The organism is Chroococcidiopsis sp. CCALA 051 (assembly GCF_003015105.1).
Taxonomy (GTDB): Bacteria; Cyanobacteriota; Cyanobacteriia; order Cyanobacteriales; family Chroococcidiopsidaceae; genus Chroococcidiopsis; species Chroococcidiopsis thermalis.
In genome coordinates, this window is record NZ_PYCI01000056.1 from 1 (window position 1) to 22105 (window position 22105).

The window sequence follows — 22105 nt, forward strand, 5'->3', positions numbered from 1 at the left end:
ACCAAACTCAACTATCAAACACTTTAGTCCGCGCTCCTTTTGCAGGCACGATCACGCGCCGCTACGCTCAACAAGGCGACTTCGTGACTCCCACAACATCCGCTTCTTCCTCGGATGGCGCTACTTCCGCATCGATCGCCGAACTCTCCAGCGGTTTAGAAGTAGAAGCCAAAATCCCAGAATCTAGCATTGCGCGGATTACCCCCAATCAGCCAGTAGAAATCCGTTCCGATGCCTACAATAAAACCTTCAAAGGTCGCGTCCGCACGATCGCACCCAGAGCAATCAGGGAAGATAATGTCACCTCCTTTCGCGTCAAAGTGAGCCTGCAAACAGGGCAAAACCAGCTCAAATCAGGCATGAATATCAAACTCACCTTCCTCAGCGACAAAATTAAGGATGCAGTTGTCGTACCCCTGACAGCAGTTGTCACCAAGAAAAACGGTCAAACAGGGGTATTTATGCCAGATCGAGAAGGACACATCCGATTTCGCGAAGTTGCTCTAGGCGCGAGTAGCAGCACTCACGCTCAAGTTCTCGAAGGCGTGAATCGAGGCGATCGCGTCCTGATTACCCCTCCCCCCGGTCAAGCCATTCCTGGCGTGGATGAAGAGTCTAGGAGCTAGGAGTAAGCTGTGGTGGGTGTTGTCCACCCAACTACCAATTACCAATTACCAATTACCAATTACCAATCACCAATTCTTCATGAATCCCATTGAATGTATCAAAATGGCAGTTGCTACTCTGACGGCTGATAAGCTTCGGAGTAGCTTAACTATGTTAGGAATTGTCATCGGTAATGCTTCTGTGATTGCAATGGTAGGCATAGGGCAGGGAGCGCAGAACTACACTCTTAACAAACTCGATTCTTTCGGACCAAATCGATTGCTGGTGTTTTCTAGTCGTGACGATTCAGAAGGATTTATTTCCGAACAACGAGGGCTAGTGCTATCGGATGCAGAAGCAGTGAAAAAACAAGCATCAGCGGTTAAGTCAGCGGCTCCAGTCATTGAAAATAACTTATTAATTTCTTACCGCAACAATCAAACTTATACCCAAGTCAAAGGAACAACACCAGCACTACGAGAGATTAGAAATCTCATGGTCGATCGCGGTCGGTTCTTTGATGCTTCTTTAATGCGTCAAAGTTCTCCCGTGGTCGTTCTGGGTGCAGAATTAGCAGAAAAACTATTCGATCGCGAAAACCCAATTGGCAAAGATATCCAAATCAAAAACACTAGCTTTCAGGTGATTGCAGTCATGACAGCTAAGGGTTCTTTTGCCGGAGAAAATGAAGATAATGTTGCCTACATTCCCATCACGACAATGGCAACTCAAATTGATGGTAGAAGATCGGCGTTTGGAACACCAATCAGCCACATTCAAGTTGCGGCAAAAGATAAACACAACGTGCGAGTTGCAGCTTTTCAAATTACTAACTTACTAACGCGATTGCACGGTAGAAAAGACTTTGTAGTCGTCGCCAACAAATCTTTTCAAGAATTAGTCTCGCAGGTGACAGGAGTGCTATCGCTGATGCTGGGAGCGATCGCAGGTGTATCGCTGTTTGTTGGCGGCGTAGGCATCATGAATATCATGCTGGTGTCAGTCACCGAACGCACGCCAGAAATTGGCTTACGCAAAGCAATTGGAGCCACTCCCCAAGCAATTTTGGCACAATTTTTAGTCGAATCAATTATTCTCTCAGTATCGGGTGGTTTAATTGGTACGGCGATCGGCATCAGTGGTGTGGCGATCGTTGGTGTATTAACCCCTCTCCAACCCAGCGTTCCCATTGCCGCGATCGCCCTAGCTGTAGGGATTTCTGGTGGTGTTGGATTAATCTTTGGCGTAGTTCCCGCCCGTCGCGCCGCTCAACTCGACCCGATTATCGCCCTGAAAAATAGTTAAGATTTGGGACAAGGAGGACAAGGGAGACCAGGGAGACAAAGGAGTAGTTCTAGCCACTAGCCACTAGCCACTGTTAACTGAAAAATGACTAATTTAAAAAGTATTACTAAACCAGTTATCGTCCGCTTGGAAAATATCTCTAAGATTTATGGTTTTGGAGAAACAGAGGTGCGGGCGCTAGTAGATGTCAATTTAATTGTGGAGCAAGGCGAATATTGTTCGATTATGGGTGCGTCTGGTTCTGGTAAGTCTACAGCTATGAATATGATTGGCTGTCTCGATCGCCCAACCAGCGGACACTACTATTTAGATAATTTGGATGTCGCTCAGTTAGATGATGCTGACTTAGCACATATTCGCAATCTCAAAATTGGCTTTGTCTTCCAACAGTTTCACCTTTTGCCCCAACTCAGCGCTTTAGAAAATGTGATGCTACCGATGGTTTACGCTGGGATCAAACCAGCCGAACGTCGCGATCGCGCTACAGCAGCACTCAAGCGTGTTGGGTTAGAAAATCGCCTGCACAATAAGCCCAATCAACTTTCTGGCGGACAACAACAAAGGGTAGCAATTGCTAGGGCGATCGTGAATCAACCAGTTTTGCTCCTAGCAGACGAACCGACTGGCGCTCTCGACTCGCGCACGACTCAAGAAGTCTTGCAGATATTTGGCGAACTCAATGCTAGTGGGATCACAATTATTATGGTGACGCACGAACCAGAGGTAGCAAAGCAAACTCACCGAATTGTTTGGTTTCGCGACGGTCAAGTCATCCACTCGCACCTAACTCCCGATGATATCGGTCAAGTTGCAGCTTCTTAGTAGACAATCTTGAGGAATTTATTGAACTTTGTTGCATGAAAAAAACCCGCATTAGCGGGTGGCGATCGTAATTGCACAAATGCAAATTGCCAATAAACTTTGCTACGTCAAATTTGTTAATAGCCCCATGTCCACTTTTTTAAGCCCCCTTTTTAAGGGGGTTGGGGGATCGAAAAACTGTGCTACTCATTAAAAGATCCCCCCTAGCCCCCCTTAAAAAAGGGGGGAACATGCACCACTTATCAAAAGTCCCCCCTAGCTCCCCTTAAAAAAAGGGGGATGTGCCACTCATCAAAAGTCCACCCTAGCTCCCCTTAAAAAAGGGAGGAACAGTCGTAAATAAGAAACGTCTTACCAACAACAAATGACGAATGACAAATGACAAATGACAACTTAAAGACTAGAAGTTTTGCCTGTTTGAGCTTGTGTTTCTATAGGCTTAATATCTGTGTAACCCATATTACTTGAAATTGTGCGGAAGATGGAAATCTGATCTTCAAATTCGAGTCCTTCAGTTTGGGAAAGTAAATTTTTAATTGGTTCAGATGCTTGATAGCTTGAAGGCATTCCGACAACAGTATCGCCCATAGCTTGAGCCCAAGCATACCAAACCATCAGTTGATTATTTTCTTTCAACGCACCGTAGGCGTGAGAATAGTCTGTATTTTCTTTGTTGACAATTTGCCGCATAATTGCAAGCTGCTCGTCGTCTGACAATTCGTAAAAGTCTCCTAGTAGTCTTGGTGCTAGTTCAGGTTCGGCAGCAGTTGGTGCAGCTGGAGTGATTGAATCTCCCATCTTTTTGTAAACCAAATAAAACCAAGCCAACTTAGCGTCGGTGTCTAAGGCATCAAAAGCTTTTATGATGTTTTGAGTCTCGGCAGAAAGCGCTTGAGACCGATCTGGATTGAAGCTTGATGTCATTGCTGATATCCCAGTTAATTTAAACTCTCAAGCTTAGGGTTATCAGAGTTGGGGGACGCAATTCGCCCTCCGAGAGAGATAGTTTTAATTAGTGGGAATTTATATCTTTAGTAGCAGAGACAGCAGAGACATTAGTAAGAGAAGGATGAGAGAAAAATCTATCTTAGTGGGGTTATGAGAGTAGGCGATCGCATTGATAGGATTGCCTTACAACATAAAATAATTTCAATAGGAGTGACCCATGCCAGAAGAAATTAAATCGAACCCTAATGAAACTCCTACACAAGATGCTCAGCTAGCAGCTGAGAATATAGCTACTGGAGTCGAAAAAGCACCTACAGTAGATTTTGATGCAGATTATGCCGCTGCCCAGCAATACAGCGTCAGCGAAATCGATCGTCAGGGTGAAGGTGCGATGGCAGCTGAAAAGGTGACTCAACCTGAATTTCAAGTTTCCGAGTCAGACGAACAGCAAACAGTAGCCAAGCCAACGGGAGATCCTGCTGACTACATGGATATGGCAAAGGATGTGAATTCTCCTTCGCAGGAAATCAACAAAGACTCCAAGTCAACCGGAAATCCGGCTGATTACATGGACATGGCAAAGGACGTAAATTCATAGTTTGAAATAGAGAGGTGAAATAGAGACGTTCCCGCGAGCGTCTCTACGTGTTTGTCTGGGATAATATACCTCTTTGTTGCAAAATTGGATGGGCTGCTTGTCTGAGTTTAGGTAACTGTCTGGCAAATAATAGCGAGCCGATAATACAAAAACTTCCACCAATAAGTAAAGTATTGGTAGCACCAATGCGATCGGCAGAAAATCCAGCAAATAAGTTACCAAATGGAACCATTCCTAAAAAGGACATGGTAAATAAACTCATAACTCGTCCGCGTTTGTCATCTTCAACAATAGTTTGAATGACAGTGTTGCTGGAGGAAATAGTCAGAATCGAACCAAGTCCAATTAACGCTGACATAAGGGTGGATAACCATAGCATTCTTGATAGGGAAAAAAAGATAATTCCCATGCCGCAAAGTGCCGGAGCTAAAGCAATGATTTTGCCCAAACCGACAACTGTTTTGCGAGTGCTTAAATAAATTCCTCCGCCAATTGCTCCCACTCCCGAGGCTGCCATTAATAAGCCTAAAGTGCGCGCGTCTCCACCTAGAATTTTGGTAGCAAATATGGGAACTAAGGTAATATAAGGCATTGCCATTAAACTAAATAAAGCCAGTAATAGCAAGGTCGAGCGGATCGGAGAAAAGTTGTAGGCGTAAACAAATCCTTCTTGTAATCTTTGCAATGGATTGGCGGTTGTAACGACTATTTTCTTTGGTTTTAAGCGCATTGCCATTAAAGCCGCAATGACAGCAATATAGCTTAAACCATCAATTAAAAAACAGTAAGCAGCGCCAATTCTAGCAATCAAAATTCCCGCGATCGCAGGTCCAACTAACCGTCCGCCATTAACTAGAGAAGAATTCAACGCGATCGCACTAGCTAAATCATCTCTCTTCTCGACCATTTCTGGTACAAATGCTTGCCTAGCCGGAGCATCTACAGCATTAATTACGCCTTGAAATAAACTCAAAATAATGAAATGCCAAATATGGATCGTGCCTGATAGCGCTAATACTGCTAGCACTAGAGACTGGATCATGGCTAATATTTGAGCAATAACTAAAATTTTATGTGTATTGAATCGGTCTACTAAAACTCCACCCCAAACGGCTAAAAAGAAGCTGGGAATTTGACTTGAAAATCCCACAATACCTAACATCAGCGCTGAATTTGTGAGTTTGTACACAAGCCAAATTGTTGCCGTTTGCGTCATCCACGTACCAATTAATGAAACCCCTTGTCCAAAGAAAAATAAACGGTAGTTTCTCGATCTTAAAGCAGGTACGACCGCAATATTTGCAATTCTATTCATTTTTTATCTAGATTCAGGAAAGCACTTATTTATTAAATAAATACTTTGTTGCCTCGGAACACCATCCAGAGAACTATTGTTGAAACATAGGATTGGAGTATGTTGATACTAACAATTTCTCTGCTTCCAGCGATCGCTGTGTACGAGTAACAGTGGAGTTGTGAGTTTTTAGGAAAGATTGGCGATCGCTTGGTCAATTAACCTAGAAAATAGTTGGCGTTCTTCCAGAGAAAAGCCTTGCATGGCTTGTTCCCTCAAATCTAAAGCGATTGGGGGTAATATATTTTCTAGTTCTCGACCAGCACCCGTCAGCCAGATCCGCCAAATGCGGCGATCGCGAGGGTCGCGTTCTCTGCGGATCAGTCCTCGTTCTTCCATGCGATCGAGTACTCCCGTTAAAGTCCCTCCTACCTGCTGCAATTTCTCCCCAATGCTACAAGTGGCTAAGCCATCTTCCTCCCACAAACAGCACAACACGACCCAGTGAAAGGGTGTCAGACCAAAGGGTTCGAGGCGTTCTTGAAATCTGCGGCTCCCCAACTGACCTAACAGCTTAATCCGGTAGCCAACGCTATACGGCGCTAAAATTTCTCGCAATGGCTCGGCAATTTTTCGTTCGGTAGAAGTAGGAGGCATTTCGGGCATATTTCGCATACGTAATATTATTTTAGCTAAATTCTTTTGAGTTTGACAATCTGTCATAACTGTCTCTAAAAATGTAACCACAAAGCAAGCGGGTAATTTCGTATAGCAGAGTATGGATTGTTGCATTTATTTGTAGATCGTGCGTTTTGCTCGCACAAATATAACTTTCGGAGTAGTTTTGTGACTAGGCTTAATTCGCTAGTCGTGCTGGTGTCAATACAGTTTAGATAAGACGATCCCCCCTAGCCCCCCTTAAAAAGGGGGGAATCATAGCCCCCCTTGTTAAGGGGGGTTGGGGGGATCTCCGAGGCTCGATGCTTTGAACTAAAATGTATTGCTGCTGGTGTGACAGGAACCGATCCCAGAGGTACGGAAGATTTAGAGTAAGTAAAGAGTTCGGCGTAAGTTTACCTGGTGCAAAAAAACACGTTATCGTGCGAGATGGAAAAAATCAAAATAGCGCGATCGCAGTTATTCGTCAGGGAATTATTGCTGAAAAGACAACTCTAGGATACAATTGCCCGAATTCAAACTTTTGATTATGATGCTCAGAAGTCAGAGTCACTAATGCCACGATCGCCAGATCGATCCCGTTAATTTATCCAGGTGCAGCCTTGCCAGAGCCTTTGCCAGAGTCTTTAAAAACCAGCTCCGAACAGAGCGATCGCGACAGACACTTTCGTACCGATCATCTCAATGCCGACCTCAAAAAGCGTTCTATACGCGGCGGAGCAGTGACGCTGGTAGCTCAAGCTTGCAAGTTTACCTTGCAAATGGGTTCTACAGTCATTTTAGCCCGCCTGCTAGCGCCGCAGGATTACGGTTTAGTCGGGATGGTGACTGCCGTAACGGGTTTTGTCGCCTTATTTAAAGATATGGGGTTGTCGATGGCAACCATCCAAAAGGCAGAAATTAACCACCGCCAGATTAGCAACCTGTTTTGGGTAAATATTGCAGTTAGCCTGTTATTAACTCTCGTAACTTGCGCGATCGCTCCCGTTGTCGCCGTATTTTACAACGAACCCCGGTTAACCTTAATTACGATCGTTTCAGCAATTGGTTTTCTGTTTGGAGGCTTAACAGTCCAGCATCAAGCTTTGCTCAACCGCCAGATGCGATTTACGGCTTTGGCAGCAATTGATATTGTTGCTATGGGTTTTGGAGTCGTCAGCGCTTTAGTTTTAGCCTGGTATGGTGCAGGATATTGGGCATTGGTCGTCATGCAAATCGCGATCGCGATCGGTCAAATGGGAGGTGCGTGGTTGCTGTGTAGCTGGCGACCGAGTTTACCGCAACGACACGCTAATATTCGCGAATTATTGACTTTTGGCAGCCATCTCACGGGCTTCAACGTAATTAATTACTTTGCCCGCAACCTAGATAACATCTTAATCGGTCGGTATTGGGGTGCAGGACAATTAGGGCTGTATGCCAAAGCTTATGGCTTGTTACTCTTGCCACTGCAACAAATTAACGCCCCGATTACTGCGGTGGCAATCCCTAGCCTAAGTCGATTACAGGCAGACCCGCAGCAATTTCGCAACTACTACCTTAAAGCAGTCTCGCTAGTTACATTTCTCACGTTACCTTTAGTTATCCTTTCGATCGCGATCTCTGAAGAAGTCGTGACGCTAATTCTCGGTTCTCAACGGCGAGAAGCTAGTTTTCTGTTTCGGTTTCTCGGTGTCGCCGCCATATTTCAACCGCTTTGCAATACGGCTGGTTGGTTGTACATTGCCACAGGCAAAACAGACCGGATGTTGAAATGGGGCGTGTTTGCTTCTAGTTTGACAGTGGTATCGTTCTTTATCGGTCTGCCTTATGGAGCGCGGGGAGTTGCTTTATGCTATGCCGTAGCGATGCTTTTACAAGTCTATCCTTGTATGTATTATGCGACTCGCGGTCTAGAAATTACGACGAGCGATTTGTTCTCGGCGATCGCCCAATCGCTCGTTGCTGCTCTGATCGCGGGGCTTGCCACAATAGGAATTAAATTTGCACTCAATCCGATTTTACCAGTGTGGGGAATCGCGATCGCTTGCACGTTAGTGATGGCAGGATTGTACGTGGCGATCGTGTTTTATTTGTTTGGCAAGAAATCTTTTTATCTGTCCTTCCTGCGAGAATTTAAACAACGACGATGAAAGTAGCGACACCTTCTCGGTATACTTACCAAGTTCAAGAACGGGGCGATCGCGTGCGTCCCAACCGCTTTCACTCCCGCTATGCAATTCTCAAATTGTTGCTAGAAAAATTGCAGTATCTAGTTGAATCTGAGTTGCTTGTCCCGGGAGAAAAGTTACTCGATTACGGTTGTGGTAACAAGCCTTACGAATCTTTATTTAAACAAAAATTCGATCGCTACATTGGGGCTGACTTTCCAGGTAACGATCGCGCCGAAATTGCGGTTGGTTGCCAAGGACAGCTACCAATTGCCGATGCAAGTATTGATTGCGTCCTCTCTTCTCAGGTTTTGGAACATGTAGAACAACCTCAAGTCTATTTGAAGGAAGCTTATCGAGTTCTCAAGCCAGGTAGCGCTTTGGTGCTTTCAACTCACGGAATTTGGCGATATCACCCCGATCCTTGCGATTACTGGCGCTGGACGGCTGCTGGTTTGCAACGGGAAATCGTGCAAGCTGGGTTTGAGATTGTATCGGTGCAAAGTGTGTTTGGGATGGCATCTGCTGGATTGCAACTTTGGCAAGATGCTACAGAAGAGAAAATACCGGGTCGCTTGCGCAAATTCTACATTTGGTTGCTTCAACGGGCGATCGCTTGGATGGAATCGCGCCATCCCGAACAGTTATCTAACGATGCAGCAGTGTATATTATCCTTGCCAAAAAATCTAGAGGAGAGGAGAAGGTTTTCTCTTAACTGTAGCTTTTCTAGTGAAGAATTTTACTGTATTATTTTCAGCAAAAAAAGGAGAAATTCAAATCTATGGTGGTTAGTCCAGTTGAAACTTTCTACAACAACTTTTCTCCAACTTTTATTCGGGACTACGTTTACGGTAACGAACGGATCGATCGCCAGCTAGAGTTTTTTACCAAGGCAATTCATCCCGATACGGCAAGAATATTAGTTATTGGTTGTGGTTCGGGACAAGGAACTCATTTTATTGCTAAATGGATAGCAAGAAAAGCTCAGATTCTAGCAGTAGATATTAGTTCGGAAAATCTTCGTTTGGCTCGGAGTTTATTTAGTCATCCTCGCATTGAATATCGCCAAGTTAACGTGGTGACGGAAGCAATTGAAGGAAATTGGGATGCGATTGTTTTACCTGATGTTTACGAACATATTCCTCTAGCAGCAAGGGGAGATTTACATCGTAAATTCAACGCTTTGCTGAGTCCTCAAGGCAAAATTTTGTTGACGATTCCTAGTCCAGGAAAGCAAGCCGCACTCTACGCATCAGGAGAAGGTTTACAAGTCGTTGATGAAGTTGTCACGCTAGAAGATTTGGTCGAAGTCGGAAAAGCCGTTGAAGGAACGCTGACCTATTGGAGTACAATTTCTGTATGGAATACAAACGATTATGTCCACGCGATTGTCGAACGAGGAGCGGCAGAAACAGGGACGATCGCCCAACAAGATTATTTACCAATTAAAGGGTTCAGTTCTCTGCGCCAAAATTTGTCTTATCGTGGCTTAGTTACTCTAACAAATCTACCTGGAATTGTTCGGGTGACAAGATGGTGGAAGCGCCAACGAGTCCAAAAGTTAGTTGAGGGCGATCGCTCTTAGATAATAGAGTTGTTTCTACTTGGTTTTAGATGAAAATAGCCTTTGTCGTGCAGGAATTTCCAGCTTTGTCTGAAACCTTTATCCTGAATCAAATTTCAGGTTTAATCGAGCTAGGACATGAGGTAGATATTTATGCCGTTCAGCCGCGATCGCAAGATTCAAAAGTGCATCCAGATGTCGAAAAGTATGGCTTGCGATCGCGAACTTTTTATGCTGCTAAAATGCCTGGTAATCGCTGGCAACAATGGTTGAAAGGATTGGGTTTAATCGCAACTAATTTTCACAAAGCACCTCAGGCGATCGCGCGATTGCTCTATTCTGAATCTGTCAGAAAAGTTAGCCGACTCACGCTAATTTACGAGTTAACTCCTTGGCTAAAACGTAGTAGATCGTATGATATCATTCACTGTCATTTTGGAATGAATGGTGTTAAAGCATCTGTATTAAAAGAAATTGGGGCAATTCAAGGACGATTGATTACCGTATTTCACGGATTTGATATCACTCTTTATCTTCAGCAAGTCGGCGATCGCGTTTACGATCGCTTGCTATCGACCGCAGATTTATTAATGCCAATTAGCAAGTTGTGGCAGCAAAAACTTATTGATTTAGGTGGCGACGAAAAGAAAATTGTCGTTCACCATATGGGAATTGATTGTCATCAATTTACTTTTAAAATACGTCAATACAGCGATCGCGTAGTGCGGGTAATTACTATTGCGCGTCTCGTCGAAAAAAAAGGCGTAGAATATGGAATTCGTGCTGTAGCAAAACTAGCAAAAGATTTTCCCCAAATAGAATATCAAATAGTAGGAGACGGGTGCTTAAAAGACGAGCTACAAATACTAATTCAAGAACTTAAAGTAACCGATAAGGTGAAACTATTAGGTTGGAAACAACAGCAAGAGATTACCGAACTTCTCGCTCAAGCTCACATTTATATGGCTCCCAGCGTTACAAGTAGAAATGGCGATCGAGAAGGTATTCCAGTCTCTTTAATGGAAGCAATGGCTTGTGGAATGCCAATTTTGAGTACCATGCATAGCGGCATTCCCGAACTCGTCGAACATGGTAGATCGGGATTTTTAGTCCCAGAGCGAGATGCGGATGCTTTAGCTGAAAAATTGAGTTATCTACTAGAAAATCCCGAAATTTGGCAAGAAATGGGGGTAGCAGGTCGAGCCTGTGTGGAACAATACTACAATATCCATCGACTTAACGGACAACTCGTTGATGTCTATCAAAAACTATTAGGTGCTTGAGGACATAACATTTAGCTTTGAAGCAAGAGTAGCGAGAAAAACTCCTGAATCGCGATTAGATATAATTCACCCAGGAAGAAGCAGAGAAATAGCATGGCGGCGCTGACAATGATTGTCTAGGTTTTATCGGAACAAAGTAATAAAATACACCCAAAAAGATTTATGGCACTCGGACAACAAAGCTTTCTATTACCAGTTCCTACAGGCTCTCTACTCATACCTGAAACTGCGCCAGCCGCTACCTCAGATAGAGAAATTCAGACAAATAGAGGACAAAAAAGCTATTCGGTACGCTTTTCTCTGATAATACCAACATATAACGAAGGAAAAAATATTCGCGCGATCGTCAATATTCTCAGCAATCTTCTCGATCCAATTCTGTCAGAAGATTATGAATTAATCGTCGTTGACGATGATAGCCCGGATCGGACGTGGGAAATTGCTCAGCGTCTAATGGTGGAGTACCCCCAATTGCGGGTGATGCGACGGACTACAGAAAAGGGACTTTCTACAGCTGTAGTGCGCGGTTGGCAAGCAGCCAATGGAGAGATTTTAGGCGTAATTGATGGTGACCTACAACACCCACCGCAAGTTTTATTGAAACTCTTAGCTGCAATGAATGACGGTGCAGATTTAGCTGTAGCTAGTCGCCACATTGAAGGTGGGGGAGTGAGTAGCTGGAGTGCGGTACGTCGCTTTTTGTCAAGAGGCGCACAACTATTAGGCTTGATAATTTTACCGCAAGTCGTGGGGCGCGTGTCTGACCCCATGAGCGGTTATTTTATGGTACAGCGACAAGCGATCGCCGGAGCAGCTCTCAGTCCTGTGGGCTACAAAATTTTGATTGAAGTTTTAGGACGGGGAGACATTAAAGAAATTGCCGAAGTTGGTTACGTTTTTCAAGAACGGCGCGAAGGCGAAAGCAAAGTTACGTGGAAGCAGTATGTAGACTACATCAAGCACTTGATCGGACTGCGAGTTTCGCGAGGACGGATCGGTAGAATCCGACAAAAAATTAATTTCCCGATTGGCAGATTTATCCGCTTCGGTGCGGTTGGTTTTAGCGGGGTATTTGTCGATATGGCAGTTTTATATCTCCTCCACGATCAGAGTGGATTGGGGTGGGGGTTGACGCGGAGTAAAGCGATCGCCGCAGAAGCTGCTATTATCAATAACTTTTTCTGGAACGATGCTTGGACGTTCAGCGATATGTCCCGACAGCAACGCGGTTGGCGCAAGCGGATCAAGCGGTTGTTGAAATTTAATATCGTCTGCTTGATGGGTTTAGTATTGAATATCCTGCTGCTGAATGTCCTCTACAACACTTTGCACGTTCACTATCAAGTCGCCAATCTTCTCGCGATCGCGATCGTCACGTTCTGGAACTTCTGGATCAACCTCAAACTCAGCTGGCGCGTCACGGAAAGTGATAACTAGAGGCTAGAGGCTAGGTAAGAATAAGGGATAAGGGGATAAGGGGGAGAAGGGAGACAAGGGGGACAAGGGAGACTTCGCTAACTACCAACTACCAATTACCAATTACCAATTACCACTATTGCCATGTCTCGCCCAATTTACTTAGATTGCCACTCGACTACGCCGCTAGATGAAAGAGTTTTGCAGGCGATGTTGCCATATTTTCGGGAGCATTTTGGTAATCCGTCGAGTAACAGCCACGCTTACGGCTGGGAAGCAGAGGCGGCGGTGAGACAAGCAAGGGAAATCTTGGCAGAGGCGATCGCGGCTACGCCAGAAGAAATTGTCTTTACGAGTGGAGCGACGGAAGCAAATAATTTAGCCATTAAAGGGGTGGCTGAGGCTTATTTTCAGAAAGGACGGCACATTATTACGCTAGCAACAGAGCATAATGCTGTTATCGACCCTAGCGAATATTTGCGATCGCTCGGTTTTGAGGTGACGTTTTTACCCGTGCAAATAGATGGGTTGATCGATCTAGAGAAATTAGAACAGGCTTTTCGTCCCGATACGATTTTAGTCTCGGTGATGGCAGCAAACAATGAAATTGGTGTATTGCAACCGTTGGCAGAGATTGGGAAAATGTGTCGCGATCGCCAAGTTTTATTTCATACTGATGCGGCACAGGCGATCGGCAAAATTCCCCTCGACGTGCAGGCGATGCAGATCGATTTAATGTCGCTGACGGCGCACAAAGTTTATGGACCAAAAGGGATTGGTGCTTTGTACGTGCGACGGCGCAATCCTAGAGTCCAACTAGCACCACAGCTACACGGCGGCGGACAAGAACGGGGAATGCGTTCTGGGACTTTGTATACGCCGCAGATTGTTGGTTTTGGTCAAGCAGTCGCGATCGCTTTGGCAGAACGGGAGACAGAGGCAAAGCGCCAAATTCAATTGCGCGATCGGCTGTGGCAAAAGTTAAGCCAATTAGACGGGGTGTATTTAAACGGACATCCTAGCCAAAGGTTGCCTGGTAATTTAAACATTAGCGTCGAAGGAGTTGACGGTACTGCCCTACACTTGGGGTTACAGCCTGTTGTAGCGGTGTCTTCCGGCGCGGCTTGTTCTTCTGCCAAAACAGCCCCCTCTCACGTTTTACTCGCCTTGGGGCGCTCGGAACAGCTAGCTTATGCCTCAATTCGATTTGGGATTGGGCGGTTTAATACGATAGAGGAGATCGATCGCGTAGCAGAACATGTTGTGGCGACAATCTCTAGCCTGCGGCGACAAAAGCAGTTATCAGCGATCGGCGATCGGTGAACAGTTAACAGTTATTGGTAAAGATGAATAGGAAAAAAAGACAAGCCACGGGCGATAATTGACTTCAAACTGTGGTGTGTTTGAACGTGGTGTGTTTGAACGTGGTGTGTTTGAACAATGGAAATGGATAGCGGACGACCTATCGGTGTAGATTTGTTTGCAGGTGTTGGTGGGATGACGCTTGGTTTTGAACAAGCAGGTTTTGATGTCCTGGCAGCTGTGGAAATCGATCCGATCCATTGTGCAACCCATCAGTTTAATTTTCCGTTTTGCAAGGTTTTATGTCAGAGTGTCACCGAGACTACAAGTACGGAAGTTAGAAGTTGTTCGGCAATAGGCGATCGCGATATTGATGTCGTCTTTGGCGGTTCTCCCTGTCAGGGATTTTCGTTAATTGGCAAACGCGCTTTGGACGATCCGCGCAATGCGTTGGTACATCACTTTTTGCGATTGGTACTAGAGCTAAAACCAAAATATTTTGTATTTGAAAACGTGCCAGGATTAACTATTGGCAATCATCGCCAATTTCTCTCAGAATTAATTGCAGCTTTTGGCGCTGGTGGATACGAAGTTAAAACAGATTATCGAGTTTTAAATGCGGCGAACTATGGTGTACCTCAAGATCGAGCCAGATTATTTCTGCTTGGCTGTCGTTACGGTTTACCTTTGCCTGAATATCCTCACCCAATAACAAAACCCTCGCTCTCTCGCAAGTCAAAATATATTTTAAATTTACCTAATCTCAGATCGACTCCCACAATTTGGGATGCTTTCTGCGATCTTCCAGTAGTAGAAATGTATCCAGAATTATTTCAGCAAGATTGGGCAATTGTTGAATACAACAAACCTAGTCATTATAGTAGTAAAATGCGCAGTTTCTTTGCTGGTAATGATAATTACGCTGGCGATCGCCATTTCGATTTGCATCTATTAACTTCTAGCATGAGAACTCGTCACGGCGACAATTCTATTGAGAGATTTGCTGCTACAAAATGGGGAGAAGTAGAGCCAATCAGTCACTTTTATAAACTTGCACCTGAAGGTATTTGTAATACTTTAAGAGCTGGAACGGCGAGTAATTTGGGCGCTTTTACGTCACCCCGCCCGATTCATCCCTACAAGCCCAGATGTATTACTGTTAGAGAAGCTGCCCGATTGCATTCCTATCCCGACTGGTTTCGATTTCATCAGACAAAATGGCACGGTTTTCGCCAAGTGGGAAATTCTGTACCACCGCTTTTAGCTCAAGCAATTGCAAGAGAAATTATCCGCGTTTTAGGAGTAGTACCAGTCAAACCAAAAGAAACACAACAACTGGGAAGCGATCGCCTACTGCAACTCAATATGACTCAAGCAGCACGAATTTACGGTGTAGCGGCAAATGCGATCGCGCCAAGGTTAAGACAGAAAAAATGATTGTGTTTGTTGTTTTTTACCTTTCCACTTATTTATGAGTGTTAATGGAGCCTTTCTAACTACCTTTAAATACAATTTCATGCTTGAGGGCTATGGGCGATTGTGAAAAAATTATTACTAAAGCTTATTTACACACTGAGCAAGGCATAAAGCTTATTTTTATTCTTGCTCTCGTCTAATGTATATTGTAATTATGACTTAAACACATTATTAATAACTCCATCTAGTAAGTTATCTTAAATACTCAATTCCCCCTAACAAATAAGAAATGAGCGAACTCCCTTATATTTTTTCGTTTTTTGCTGGAGCAGGTTTTCTCGATCTAGGTTTTGAATCTAGCGGCTTCAACATCGTTTATGTCAACGAAATTTTTCCACCATTCACACACGCCTATCAATACTCTAGACAGTGCCTTAACTTACCCTTGCCAGAATACGGATATCACACAGGAGAAGAAGGAGACATTACTCAATTAATAAGCGGTCGATCGGCCATACAGCTTAGAGAGTTACTGCAAGATTGCCGCAGGTATACTAACATTATTGGATTCATTGGTGGTCCTCCTTGTCCTGATTTTTCTATTGGAGGGAAAAATCGAGGACAGGAAGGAGAACATGGTAGACTTTCATCTTCTTACATAGAAGTAATTTGTCAACAGCAGCCGGATTTCTTTTTATTCGAGAATGTTAAGGGTTTATGGAAGACAAAAAAACACCGTTTGTTTTTTGAAACTCTGAAGCAACAGTTAATAGAGACGGGTTATGTGTTATCAGAACGATTGATTAATGCTATAGAATATGGCGTACCTCAAGATAGAGATAGAATTATTCTCATTGGCTTTCAAAGAAATTTACTTACGAATCTAGGACTAACTTTAGATAAGAGTGGGTTACTTCCTGAAAACTTATTTCCTTGGGAAAAACATATTATACATTCTAAAGATAGAGTTTTTGCTTGCTCTTGGTCTCTTACAAGTCCATTCCAAGAAAATTCTGTACTGCCTTGTCCTCAAGATACTCTTCAAGAACTAACAGTTGAATACTGGTTTAGAAAAAATGATGTGTTAAATCATCTCAATACTGACCACTATTTTCAACCAAGAGCAGGACTAAAAAGATTTACTGTTATTGATGAGGGAGATGATTCCAAGAAGTCTTTTAAGCGCTTACATAGGTGGCGCTACTCTCCTACAGCTTGCTATGGAAACAATGAAGTCCATTTACATCCCTATAAAATACGAAGAATTTCAGTAGCAGAAGCTTTAGCGATACAATCTTTACCTGAAGATTTTGTGTTACCACCAAATATGTCGTTAACTAATATGTTTAAAACTATTGGTAATGGCGTGCCTTACTTAGCATCAAAAGCAATAGCACAAACTATTATTGACTTTTTACAAACTGAAAAACTTTACTACAAACAACTAAATTCTCAGCAATTAAACATGCCTTTAATATTTTAATTGACTTCATGGTTAACTAACTTTGATAGCCGCTTCAACTAACGGTATCAAATCTGCTTTCCTATTATACAGGTATGTACCATCTACTAGTGAGAAATTTTGCCGCAAGGCGATACCATGAGGAGCAATTGCTTGGCAAAATATAGTTCTATCAGCATCAGTTAGTTCGCTGACCACCATGTAATATCGCCAATTTTGCTCTAATAAATGACTGATTGCTTTAATCATAGCTGCTTCAAACAAAGGTTGGTATCGGCGATCTGAACGATTTGATGTTTTCAAAGAGATTGCTGCTTTTACTTCTGCTAAATGTAACCTTCCTTTCAATAAATCATACAATGCTAAACTATCTGGTTCTCTGACTTGAGCCTTTAGCAATCTCTGAACTTGTGTAAAAATAGATTCTTGATTAAGAACAGCAATAATATAGTCAGGACTTGGCAGAAAAATATTATTTTGAAAAGGTTCAATTTTTGATAGAGCTTGTTTTGTATCAATTTCATTTTTATGAAATAAACCTATGAATTTTGAATATGCTATATCTTTGTTACTCTGTACCTGAGAATTTGGTAAAGAAAAAATAATAATACATAATTTATTTTCTATATTTAGATCGACTACTATTTCGGATAGTAAACTTGTTGCGAGAAATTCATTCCAACGCCCTGATGCATTATTAAGAGCGCCTACTTCCGGCTGTTTTTTATACTTTATTTTAAAAGCTTCAATAGTTTCATGCTTGATCCATCTGACAATTTCATTAACAGATGTATTGCTATCTAATTTAGTAATTATTTGAGAAGACAAACTTTTGTATATTAAAATACTATTAATCCGAATTTTCCCATCCCGATCTGGTGTAAACCAACTTGTGTAATTATCCATTTTCTTTCTCTATGCCGTATTTGGTGAAGAGAGTAGAAACAGAAATCTCTAGCGCTTTTGCTAGCCTTTCAATATTCTCTAGCGACACATTGCGAGAACCTCTCTCGATATCTGAAATATATGTACGGTGAAGTCCAGCTCGAAAAGAAAGTTCCTCTTGTGACAAGCCGAGCTTCTGCCTACGTTGTCTGACAGCAAGCCCAAAACGCTTCTTAATATCTGATTTACCCTCATGTTCCACGGCACGAAGAATATCTTCAGTGCAGACTATGAGTCTACAGATTATGAGTGACAGTTAAGGTATTTAACCCAAATACCATTTTCAATATTCGATTAAAGTATGAGTAAAAAAACTTTAAATATTGTCTCGGAATTCTGATAAAACTTAAAACAGAGGTGACTGAGAGCAGCAGTGATGGTGGCAGCAGCAGACTACCGCGAGATTGACATTGCCCCATTAATCGACCATACCTTGCTGATTCCAACGGCAACACCCGCCCAAGTGGAACAGTGGTGTATGGAAGCAGACAGATTTGGATTTGCCGCAGTATGTATCAACCCTGTCTACGTGCGGCAAGCAGCAGAACTACTCCACGGCAAAAAACCGAAAGTCTGTACGGTGATTGGCTTTCCTACCGGAGCCACGACATCAGCCGTGAAGTTATACGAAGCGCAAGAAGCAGCCGACAGCGGGGCAACTGAATTAGATGTCGTCATCAATTTGGGCTGGCTTAAAGCTGAGAAAACAGAAGCACTGCACCGAGAAATAGCCGAAATTTGCGAAGAAACGGGGCAAACAGTCAAAGTTATTTTAGAAACTACCCTTCTGACAGAGGCAGAAAAACGACTTGCCGCAGATATATGTATGGATGCGGGGGCAGCGTTTCTCAAAACAAGTACGGGATGGAATGGGGGTGCAACAGTGGCGGATGTGCGCTTGCTCAAAGAAATTGCTAAGGAACGAGTCGGTATTAAGGCATCGGGAGGAATTCGCACTATAGACCAGGCAATAGAGCTAATATTGGCAGGGGCGACGCGATTGGGTACATCTCGCAGCGTCGATCTACTCCGCCAGCGCGATAACCTGGAAAAAGGCAGTTATCAGCGAACAGTTATCAGTGACTAGTGACTGGTGGCTAGTGAATAGAATTGCTCCCTTGTCTCCTTATCTCCTAACACCTAACTCTTTCCTAGATGAGTCGTACCTACAAAGCCACCGGAATTAATTTAAAGAGTATGCCTTTGGGCGAGGCGGATCGGTTGCTGACGATTTTGACTCAGGAGTTTGGTTTGATCCGAGCTGTTGCGCCTGGGGTGAGAAAGCAAAATTCCAAGATTGGTGGTAGAAGCGGGTTGTTTGTCGTCAACGAACTGTTGATTGCTCAGGGGCGATCGCTCGATAAAATTACTCAAGCTGAGACCATAGAGTCATACCCTGCTCTGAGTCAAGATTTAGGTAAGCTCGCAGCTAGCCAGTATTTGGCAGAAATGGCGATGTGTCAAGCTTTGAGCGAACAACCCCAAACTGAATTATTTTTCTTGCTCAACGAGCATCTCAAACGCCTGGAGCAATTGCCTAAATCAGCGGGATCTTCGACTTTAGCTCACTTATGCCATGCAGCGTTTCATCTGTTGGCTTTGGCAGGGGTTGCGCCTCAAGTTCAAGCTTGTTCTTTAACGGCAAATTCCCTGACTCCAGATTTTTCTACTCCTAACTGGCAAGTAGGATTTAGTACCTCAGCAGGGGGAACGGTAAATTTGTCTGCTTGGGAAAATGCCACGGCTATAGGCAAAAACAGCGATCGCAACAAATCTATAAAATCTGATGATGTTACTAATACCAATATTTTGCCACCCACGGGCAGAGTGGCAGAGGCAATGGGTACGGGTTATCGGGCGATCGCCCACAAACAAGAGAAACTCGTACTCGATCGGCGGATAAATGCCGCAGAACTAGCTTTATTGCAACAACTGTCTCAGGCTAATTTACCTGCGATCGCCGTTCTGGATCGCCATAACTGGCTGTCAATCGAACGCATTTTGCGTCAGTACGTACAGTATCACTTCGGTCGCCCCATTCGGTCAGCTGCCCTGATCGATAGTTATTTTGCATCCCTGCCGAGTCCTTTAACAGAAGATCATGCAACCGTTTGATTTAGATACAAGAAATACCAAGCCATCCGCTTCTCAGGCTAATTCCCTCAGAAGTCAAGTTGGAGGTCACGCTGCTAATTCGCGGTCTACGCCATCTACGCCCAAATATCTATCTAGTAAAAAGCAAATATCTCATAATTCTGTAGCTGAAAGCACAAATATTCCAGAAAAAACATACACTCAAGAAAAAAGCGAATTTTCTATGGGAGAGGCAGACGACAAGCTGCCAAAAATAGAGCAGTTAAATGAAACTGTCAGAAATGGCGTAATGACAAAAATGCCAGCAAGTCAAGATAGCGCGATCGCCACGGAGTCGAGTGGCTCAAACGGCAGTTCTCAAGAGTATGGAGACGAGCCGCCATCAGATGAGTCACAAGGATTTTTGCCCGTTTTGCGCAACCGCAATTTTCTCTCTTTGTGGAGCGGTCAAGTCTTTTCTCAACTTGCCGATAAAGTTTATTTAGTGATGACGATCGCCATCATTTCCAGTCGTTTTCAAGCCAGCGATCAAAGTATCAGCGGGTGGGTTTCGGCGATTATGATGGCTTTTACCATCCCCGCAGTCTTATTTGGCTCAGTTGCAGGGGTATTTGTCGATCGATGGTCGAAAAAGATTGTACTTGTAGTGACAAACTTGCTACGGGGCGTTTTTGTGTTGTCAGTCCCATTTCTGCTGTGGTTCACGCAAGACTGGCATTCAATTTTTAATTTGCCCGTAGGCTTTGCAATTCTTTTAGGATTATCGTTTGCGATCTCGACACTGACACAGTTCTTTGCTCCAGCCGAACAAGCAGCAATTCCTTTAGTCGTGGAGCGAAGACACTTACTCTCAGCTAACTCGCTTTATACCACGACAATGATGGCTTTGGTGGTTGTGGGATTTGCGGTAGGAGAACCATTACTGGCGATCGCCGATACAATTACCGATCGGATTGGGATCGGTACGGGTATGGGTAAGGAAATCGTTGTTGGCGGGAGTTACGCGATCGCCGGACTGATTTTATTTCTTCTCAAAACTGGCGAGAGCCTACCCGATAGCGATCGAGAACCGCCCCACGTTTTGCAAGATCTACGTGATGGACTCAGCTATCTCAAACACAATCGTCGCGTCCGCAATGCCCTCCTCCAGCTAATCATTCTATTTTCCATCTTTGCCGCTCTAACCGTGCTTGCCGTGCGGCTAGCAGAAGTCATTCCAGGGTTAAAATCTTCTCAATTTGGCTTTTTGTTAGCGGCTGGCGGAGTTGGAATTGCCTCTGGTGCAACTCTCCTCGGTCAATTCGGTCAACGCTTTTCCCACGCTCAATTAAGTTTGTGGGGTTCTGCGGGCGTAGCAGCCTCCTTAGTCGGTCTATCGATGTTCTCCCACCAACTGTGGTTTGCTTTAGCATTGATTGCGCTACTAGGGGCTTGTGCTGCCTTAGTAGCGATCCCCATGCAGACCACAATTCAAAAAGAGACTCCGCCTGACATGCATGGTAAAGTCTTTGGTCTCCAAAATAACGCCATTAATATTGCTTTGTCTCTACCGCTAGCACTGGCTGGTTTAGCAGAGACATTAATTGGTTTACAGGCAGTTTTTCTAAGTTTAGCCGTAATCGCGATCGCAGGAGGTCTCTTAACCTGGTATATTTGCCGTACAGAGACCCAGATTGTTAGTTAGTTATCAACGAGAGGCTTTGGGGGGAATTAAGGGAGCAGGGACGAGCTGGGAGCAGGGAGCAGGGGAAAGAGAGCTGAGGGAGCGATCGGGAGTTGAGGGAGCTGAGGGAGAGAATTGACTCACCACACCCCACACCCCACAACGCCAGTTGCTACAACGGGGGAAACCCCCGCACCGCACTGGCTCCCTTACACACCACTTTCCCCCCAACGCCTCAGCCTTGCCGAAACTTTAGATAACATCAGCTATCGCACCATTGGACTCGGCTTTCCCTTACTGACAATCGGTATCATTGCTGGTGCAGTTTGGGCTAACGAGGCTTGGGGCTCTTACTGGAGCTGGGACCCGAAAGAGACATGGGCGTTGATTGCTTGGTTAGTATTTGCTGCCTATCTTCACGCCCGTATTACCCGTGGTTGGCAAGGTCGTCGCCCAGCCATTCTAGCTGCAACTGGCTTCGTTATCGTTTGGGTTTGCTATCTGGGTGTAAATCTTTTAGGTAAAGGTTTGCATTCTTACGGTTGGTTTTTTTAAGTG

General features: G+C 44.1%; 21 protein-coding genes and 1 pseudogene. 17 read left to right on the forward strand and 5 right to left on the reverse strand.

The annotated features are described in order from the left end of the window. The 3 genes from C7Y66_RS15215 to C7Y66_RS15225 form a co-directional block, all read left to right on the forward strand. A partial coding sequence (locus C7Y66_RS15215) for an efflux RND transporter periplasmic adaptor subunit (protein WP_146149800.1) occupies positions 1–626 on the forward strand: 626 nt, incomplete at its 5' end. Continuing rightward, positions 607–1911: an ABC transporter permease gene (locus C7Y66_RS15220; protein ID WP_233222688.1), complete on the forward strand. Its 1305-nt coding sequence runs from the start codon at positions 607–609 to the stop codon at positions 1909–1911. The genes C7Y66_RS15215 and C7Y66_RS15220, both read left to right, overlap by 20 nt. Positions 1912–1995: 84 nt before the next feature. Further along, positions 1996–2733 (forward strand): ABC transporter ATP-binding protein, encoded by a 738-nt coding sequence (locus C7Y66_RS15225; protein WP_106546246.1) that lies wholly within the window; start codon positions 1996–1998, stop codon positions 2731–2733. A gap of 393 nt (positions 2734–3126) precedes the next feature. Here C7Y66_RS15225 and C7Y66_RS15230 read toward each other — a convergent pair whose 3' ends face one another. Then, the gene (locus C7Y66_RS15230; RefSeq protein WP_015152253.1) at positions 3127–3657 is read right to left on the reverse strand and encodes an orange carotenoid protein N-terminal domain-containing protein; all 531 of its coding nucleotides are present in this window, start codon (positions 3655–3657) and stop codon (positions 3127–3129) included. A 241-nt stretch (positions 3658–3898) separates the two neighbouring features. On the opposite strand from C7Y66_RS15230, the gene C7Y66_RS15235 reads away from it, so the two are divergent. Beyond that, a complete protein-coding gene (locus C7Y66_RS15235) occupies positions 3899–4279 on the forward strand; it encodes a hypothetical protein (protein WP_015152254.1) in 381 nt (126 codons plus the stop codon). A gap of 43 nt (positions 4280–4322) precedes the next feature. On the opposite strand, the gene C7Y66_RS15240 is transcribed toward C7Y66_RS15235, so the two are convergent. Together C7Y66_RS15240 and C7Y66_RS15245 are read right to left on the reverse strand one after the other, a co-directional pair. After that, complete coding sequence (locus C7Y66_RS15240) at positions 4323–5594, reverse strand: MFS transporter (RefSeq protein WP_106546247.1); 1272 nt, start codon at positions 5592–5594, stop codon at positions 4323–4325. A gap of 168 nt (positions 5595–5762) precedes the next feature. Then, positions 5763–6230 carry a MarR family winged helix-turn-helix transcriptional regulator gene (locus C7Y66_RS15245; protein ID WP_106546265.1) on the reverse strand — a complete coding sequence of 156 codons (468 nt, stop codon included), beginning with the start codon at positions 6228–6230 and terminating at the stop codon, positions 5763–5765. A 623-nt stretch (positions 6231–6853) separates the two neighbouring features. Between C7Y66_RS15245 and C7Y66_RS15250 the strand changes: the two genes are divergently transcribed. The 8 genes from C7Y66_RS15250 (at position 6854) to C7Y66_RS15285 (ending at position 16866) form a co-directional block, all read left to right on the forward strand. Beyond that, positions 6854–8383, forward strand: a complete 1530-nt coding sequence (locus C7Y66_RS15250; RefSeq protein ID WP_106546248.1) for a lipopolysaccharide biosynthesis protein — start codon at positions 6854–6856, stop codon at positions 8381–8383. After that, positions 8380–9117, forward strand: coding sequence for a class I SAM-dependent methyltransferase (locus C7Y66_RS15255; protein ID WP_106546249.1), 738 nt, complete (start codon positions 8380–8382; stop codon positions 9115–9117). The genes C7Y66_RS15250 and C7Y66_RS15255 overlap by 4 nt, the downstream gene beginning before the upstream one ends. Positions 9118–9183: 66 nt before the next feature. After that, positions 9184–9987, forward strand: a complete 804-nt coding sequence (locus C7Y66_RS15260) for a bifunctional 2-polyprenyl-6-hydroxyphenol methylase/3-demethylubiquinol 3-O-methyltransferase UbiG (RefSeq protein WP_106546250.1) — start codon at positions 9184–9186, stop codon at positions 9985–9987. A 29-nt stretch (positions 9988–10016) separates the two neighbouring features. Further along, positions 10017–11249 carry a glycosyltransferase gene (locus tag C7Y66_RS15265; protein ID WP_106546251.1) on the forward strand — a complete coding sequence of 411 codons (1233 nt, stop codon included), beginning with the start codon at positions 10017–10019 and terminating at the stop codon, positions 11247–11249. Between the two features lie 162 nt (positions 11250–11411). Beyond that, the gene (locus C7Y66_RS15270) at positions 11412–12686 is read left to right on the forward strand and encodes a glycosyltransferase (protein WP_106546252.1); all 1275 of its coding nucleotides are present in this window, start codon (positions 11412–11414) and stop codon (positions 12684–12686) included. Positions 12687–12809: 123 nt separating this feature from the next. Next, complete coding sequence (locus C7Y66_RS15275) at positions 12810–13988, forward strand: cysteine desulfurase family protein (RefSeq protein WP_106546253.1); 1179 nt, start codon at positions 12810–12812, stop codon at positions 13986–13988. 117 nt (positions 13989–14105) lie between these two features. Beyond that, positions 14106–15404, forward strand: a complete 1299-nt coding sequence (locus C7Y66_RS15280) for a DNA cytosine methyltransferase (protein WP_106546254.1) — start codon at positions 14106–14108, stop codon at positions 15402–15404. Between the two features lie 268 nt (positions 15405–15672). Then, entirely contained in the window at positions 15673–16866 is a 1194-nt protein-coding gene (locus tag C7Y66_RS15285; RefSeq protein ID WP_106546255.1) for a DNA cytosine methyltransferase, read from the forward strand. Positions 16867–16878: 12 nt separating this feature from the next. On the opposite strand, the gene C7Y66_RS15290 is transcribed toward C7Y66_RS15285, so the two are convergent. Next, a complete protein-coding gene (locus C7Y66_RS15290) occupies positions 16879–17751 on the reverse strand; it encodes a Cfr10I/Bse634I family restriction endonuclease (RefSeq protein WP_106546256.1) in 873 nt (290 codons plus the stop codon). After that, the gene (locus C7Y66_RS15295) at positions 17744–17992 is read right to left on the reverse strand and encodes a helix-turn-helix domain-containing protein (protein WP_106546257.1); all 249 of its coding nucleotides are present in this window, start codon (positions 17990–17992) and stop codon (positions 17744–17746) included. The genes C7Y66_RS15290 and C7Y66_RS15295 overlap by 8 nt, the downstream gene beginning before the upstream one ends. Before the next feature lie 174 nt (positions 17993–18166). Here C7Y66_RS15295 and deoC point away from each other — a divergent pair, with 174 nt between their 5' ends. From deoC to ccsB, 5 genes and pseudogenes are all read left to right on the forward strand, one after another. After that, positions 18167–18877 (forward strand): deoxyribose-phosphate aldolase, encoded by a 711-nt coding sequence (gene deoC / locus C7Y66_RS15300; protein WP_106166651.1) that lies wholly within the window; start codon positions 18167–18169, stop codon positions 18875–18877. Positions 18878–18945: 68 nt separating this feature from the next. Then, positions 18946–19905, forward strand: a complete 960-nt coding sequence (gene recO / locus C7Y66_RS15305) for a DNA repair protein RecO (RefSeq protein WP_106166650.1) — start codon at positions 18946–18948, stop codon at positions 19903–19905. After that, positions 19892–21568, forward strand: coding sequence for an MFS transporter (locus C7Y66_RS15310; RefSeq protein WP_106546258.1), 1677 nt, complete (start codon positions 19892–19894; stop codon positions 21566–21568). The genes recO and C7Y66_RS15310 overlap by 14 nt, the downstream gene beginning before the upstream one ends. Continuing rightward, a complete protein-coding gene (locus tag C7Y66_RS32990; RefSeq protein WP_255409992.1) occupies positions 21558–21686 on the forward strand; it encodes a hypothetical protein in 129 nt (42 codons plus the stop codon). The genes C7Y66_RS15310 and C7Y66_RS32990 overlap by 11 nt, the downstream gene beginning before the upstream one ends. Positions 21687–21703: 17 nt before the next feature. Continuing rightward, a pseudogene (ccsB, locus tag C7Y66_RS15315) lies at positions 21704–22102 on the forward strand (c-type cytochrome biogenesis protein CcsB); the annotation flags it as partial. Between the last annotated feature and the right edge of the window lie 3 nt (positions 22103–22105).

What these genes read in the sequence shown, in the direction of transcription:
- C7Y66_RS15235 (WP_015152254.1), top strand. Translation starts at nt 3,899, where the DNA reads ATGCCAGAAGAAATTAAATCGAACCCTAATGAAACTCCTACACAAGAT.
- C7Y66_RS15225 (WP_106546246.1), top strand. Translation starts at nt 1,996, where the DNA reads ATGACTAATTTAAAAAGTATTACTAAACCAGTTATCGTCCGCTTGGAA.
- C7Y66_RS15270 (WP_106546252.1), top strand. Translation starts at nt 11,412, where the DNA reads ATGGCACTCGGACAACAAAGCTTTCTATTACCAGTTCCTACAGGCTCT.
- C7Y66_RS15280 (WP_106546254.1), top strand. Translation starts at nt 14,106, where the DNA reads ATGGAAATGGATAGCGGACGACCTATCGGTGTAGATTTGTTTGCAGGT.
- C7Y66_RS15310 (WP_106546258.1), top strand. Translation starts at nt 19,892, where the DNA reads ATGCAACCGTTTGATTTAGATACAAGAAATACCAAGCCATCCGCTTCT.
- deoC (WP_106166651.1), top strand. Translation starts at nt 18,167, where the DNA reads ATGGTGGCAGCAGCAGACTACCGCGAGATTGACATTGCCCCATTAATC.
- C7Y66_RS15260 (WP_106546250.1), top strand. Translation starts at nt 9,184, where the DNA reads ATGGTGGTTAGTCCAGTTGAAACTTTCTACAACAACTTTTCTCCAACT.
- C7Y66_RS15275 (WP_106546253.1), top strand. Translation starts at nt 12,810, where the DNA reads ATGTCTCGCCCAATTTACTTAGATTGCCACTCGACTACGCCGCTAGAT.
- C7Y66_RS15255 (WP_106546249.1), top strand. Translation starts at nt 8,380, where the DNA reads ATGAAAGTAGCGACACCTTCTCGGTATACTTACCAAGTTCAAGAACGG.
- recO (WP_106166650.1), top strand. Translation starts at nt 18,946, where the DNA reads ATGAGTCGTACCTACAAAGCCACCGGAATTAATTTAAAGAGTATGCCT.
- C7Y66_RS15245 (WP_106546265.1), bottom strand. Translation starts at nt 6,230, where the DNA reads ATGCCTCCTACTTCTACCGAACGAAAAATTGCCGAGCCATTGCGAGAA.
- C7Y66_RS15285 (WP_106546255.1), top strand. Translation starts at nt 15,673, where the DNA reads ATGAGCGAACTCCCTTATATTTTTTCGTTTTTTGCTGGAGCAGGTTTT.
- C7Y66_RS15240 (WP_106546247.1), bottom strand. Translation starts at nt 5,594, where the DNA reads ATGAATAGAATTGCAAATATTGCGGTCGTACCTGCTTTAAGATCGAGA.
- C7Y66_RS15290 (WP_106546256.1), bottom strand. Translation starts at nt 17,751, where the DNA reads ATGGATAATTACACAAGTTGGTTTACACCAGATCGGGATGGGAAAATT.
- C7Y66_RS15265 (WP_106546251.1), top strand. Translation starts at nt 10,017, where the DNA reads ATGAAAATAGCCTTTGTCGTGCAGGAATTTCCAGCTTTGTCTGAAACC.
- C7Y66_RS15220 (WP_233222688.1), top strand. Translation starts at nt 607, where the DNA reads ATGAAGAGTCTAGGAGCTAGGAGTAAGCTGTGGTGGGTGTTGTCCACC.
- C7Y66_RS15230 (WP_015152253.1), bottom strand. Translation starts at nt 3,657, where the DNA reads ATGACATCAAGCTTCAATCCAGATCGGTCTCAAGCGCTTTCTGCCGAG.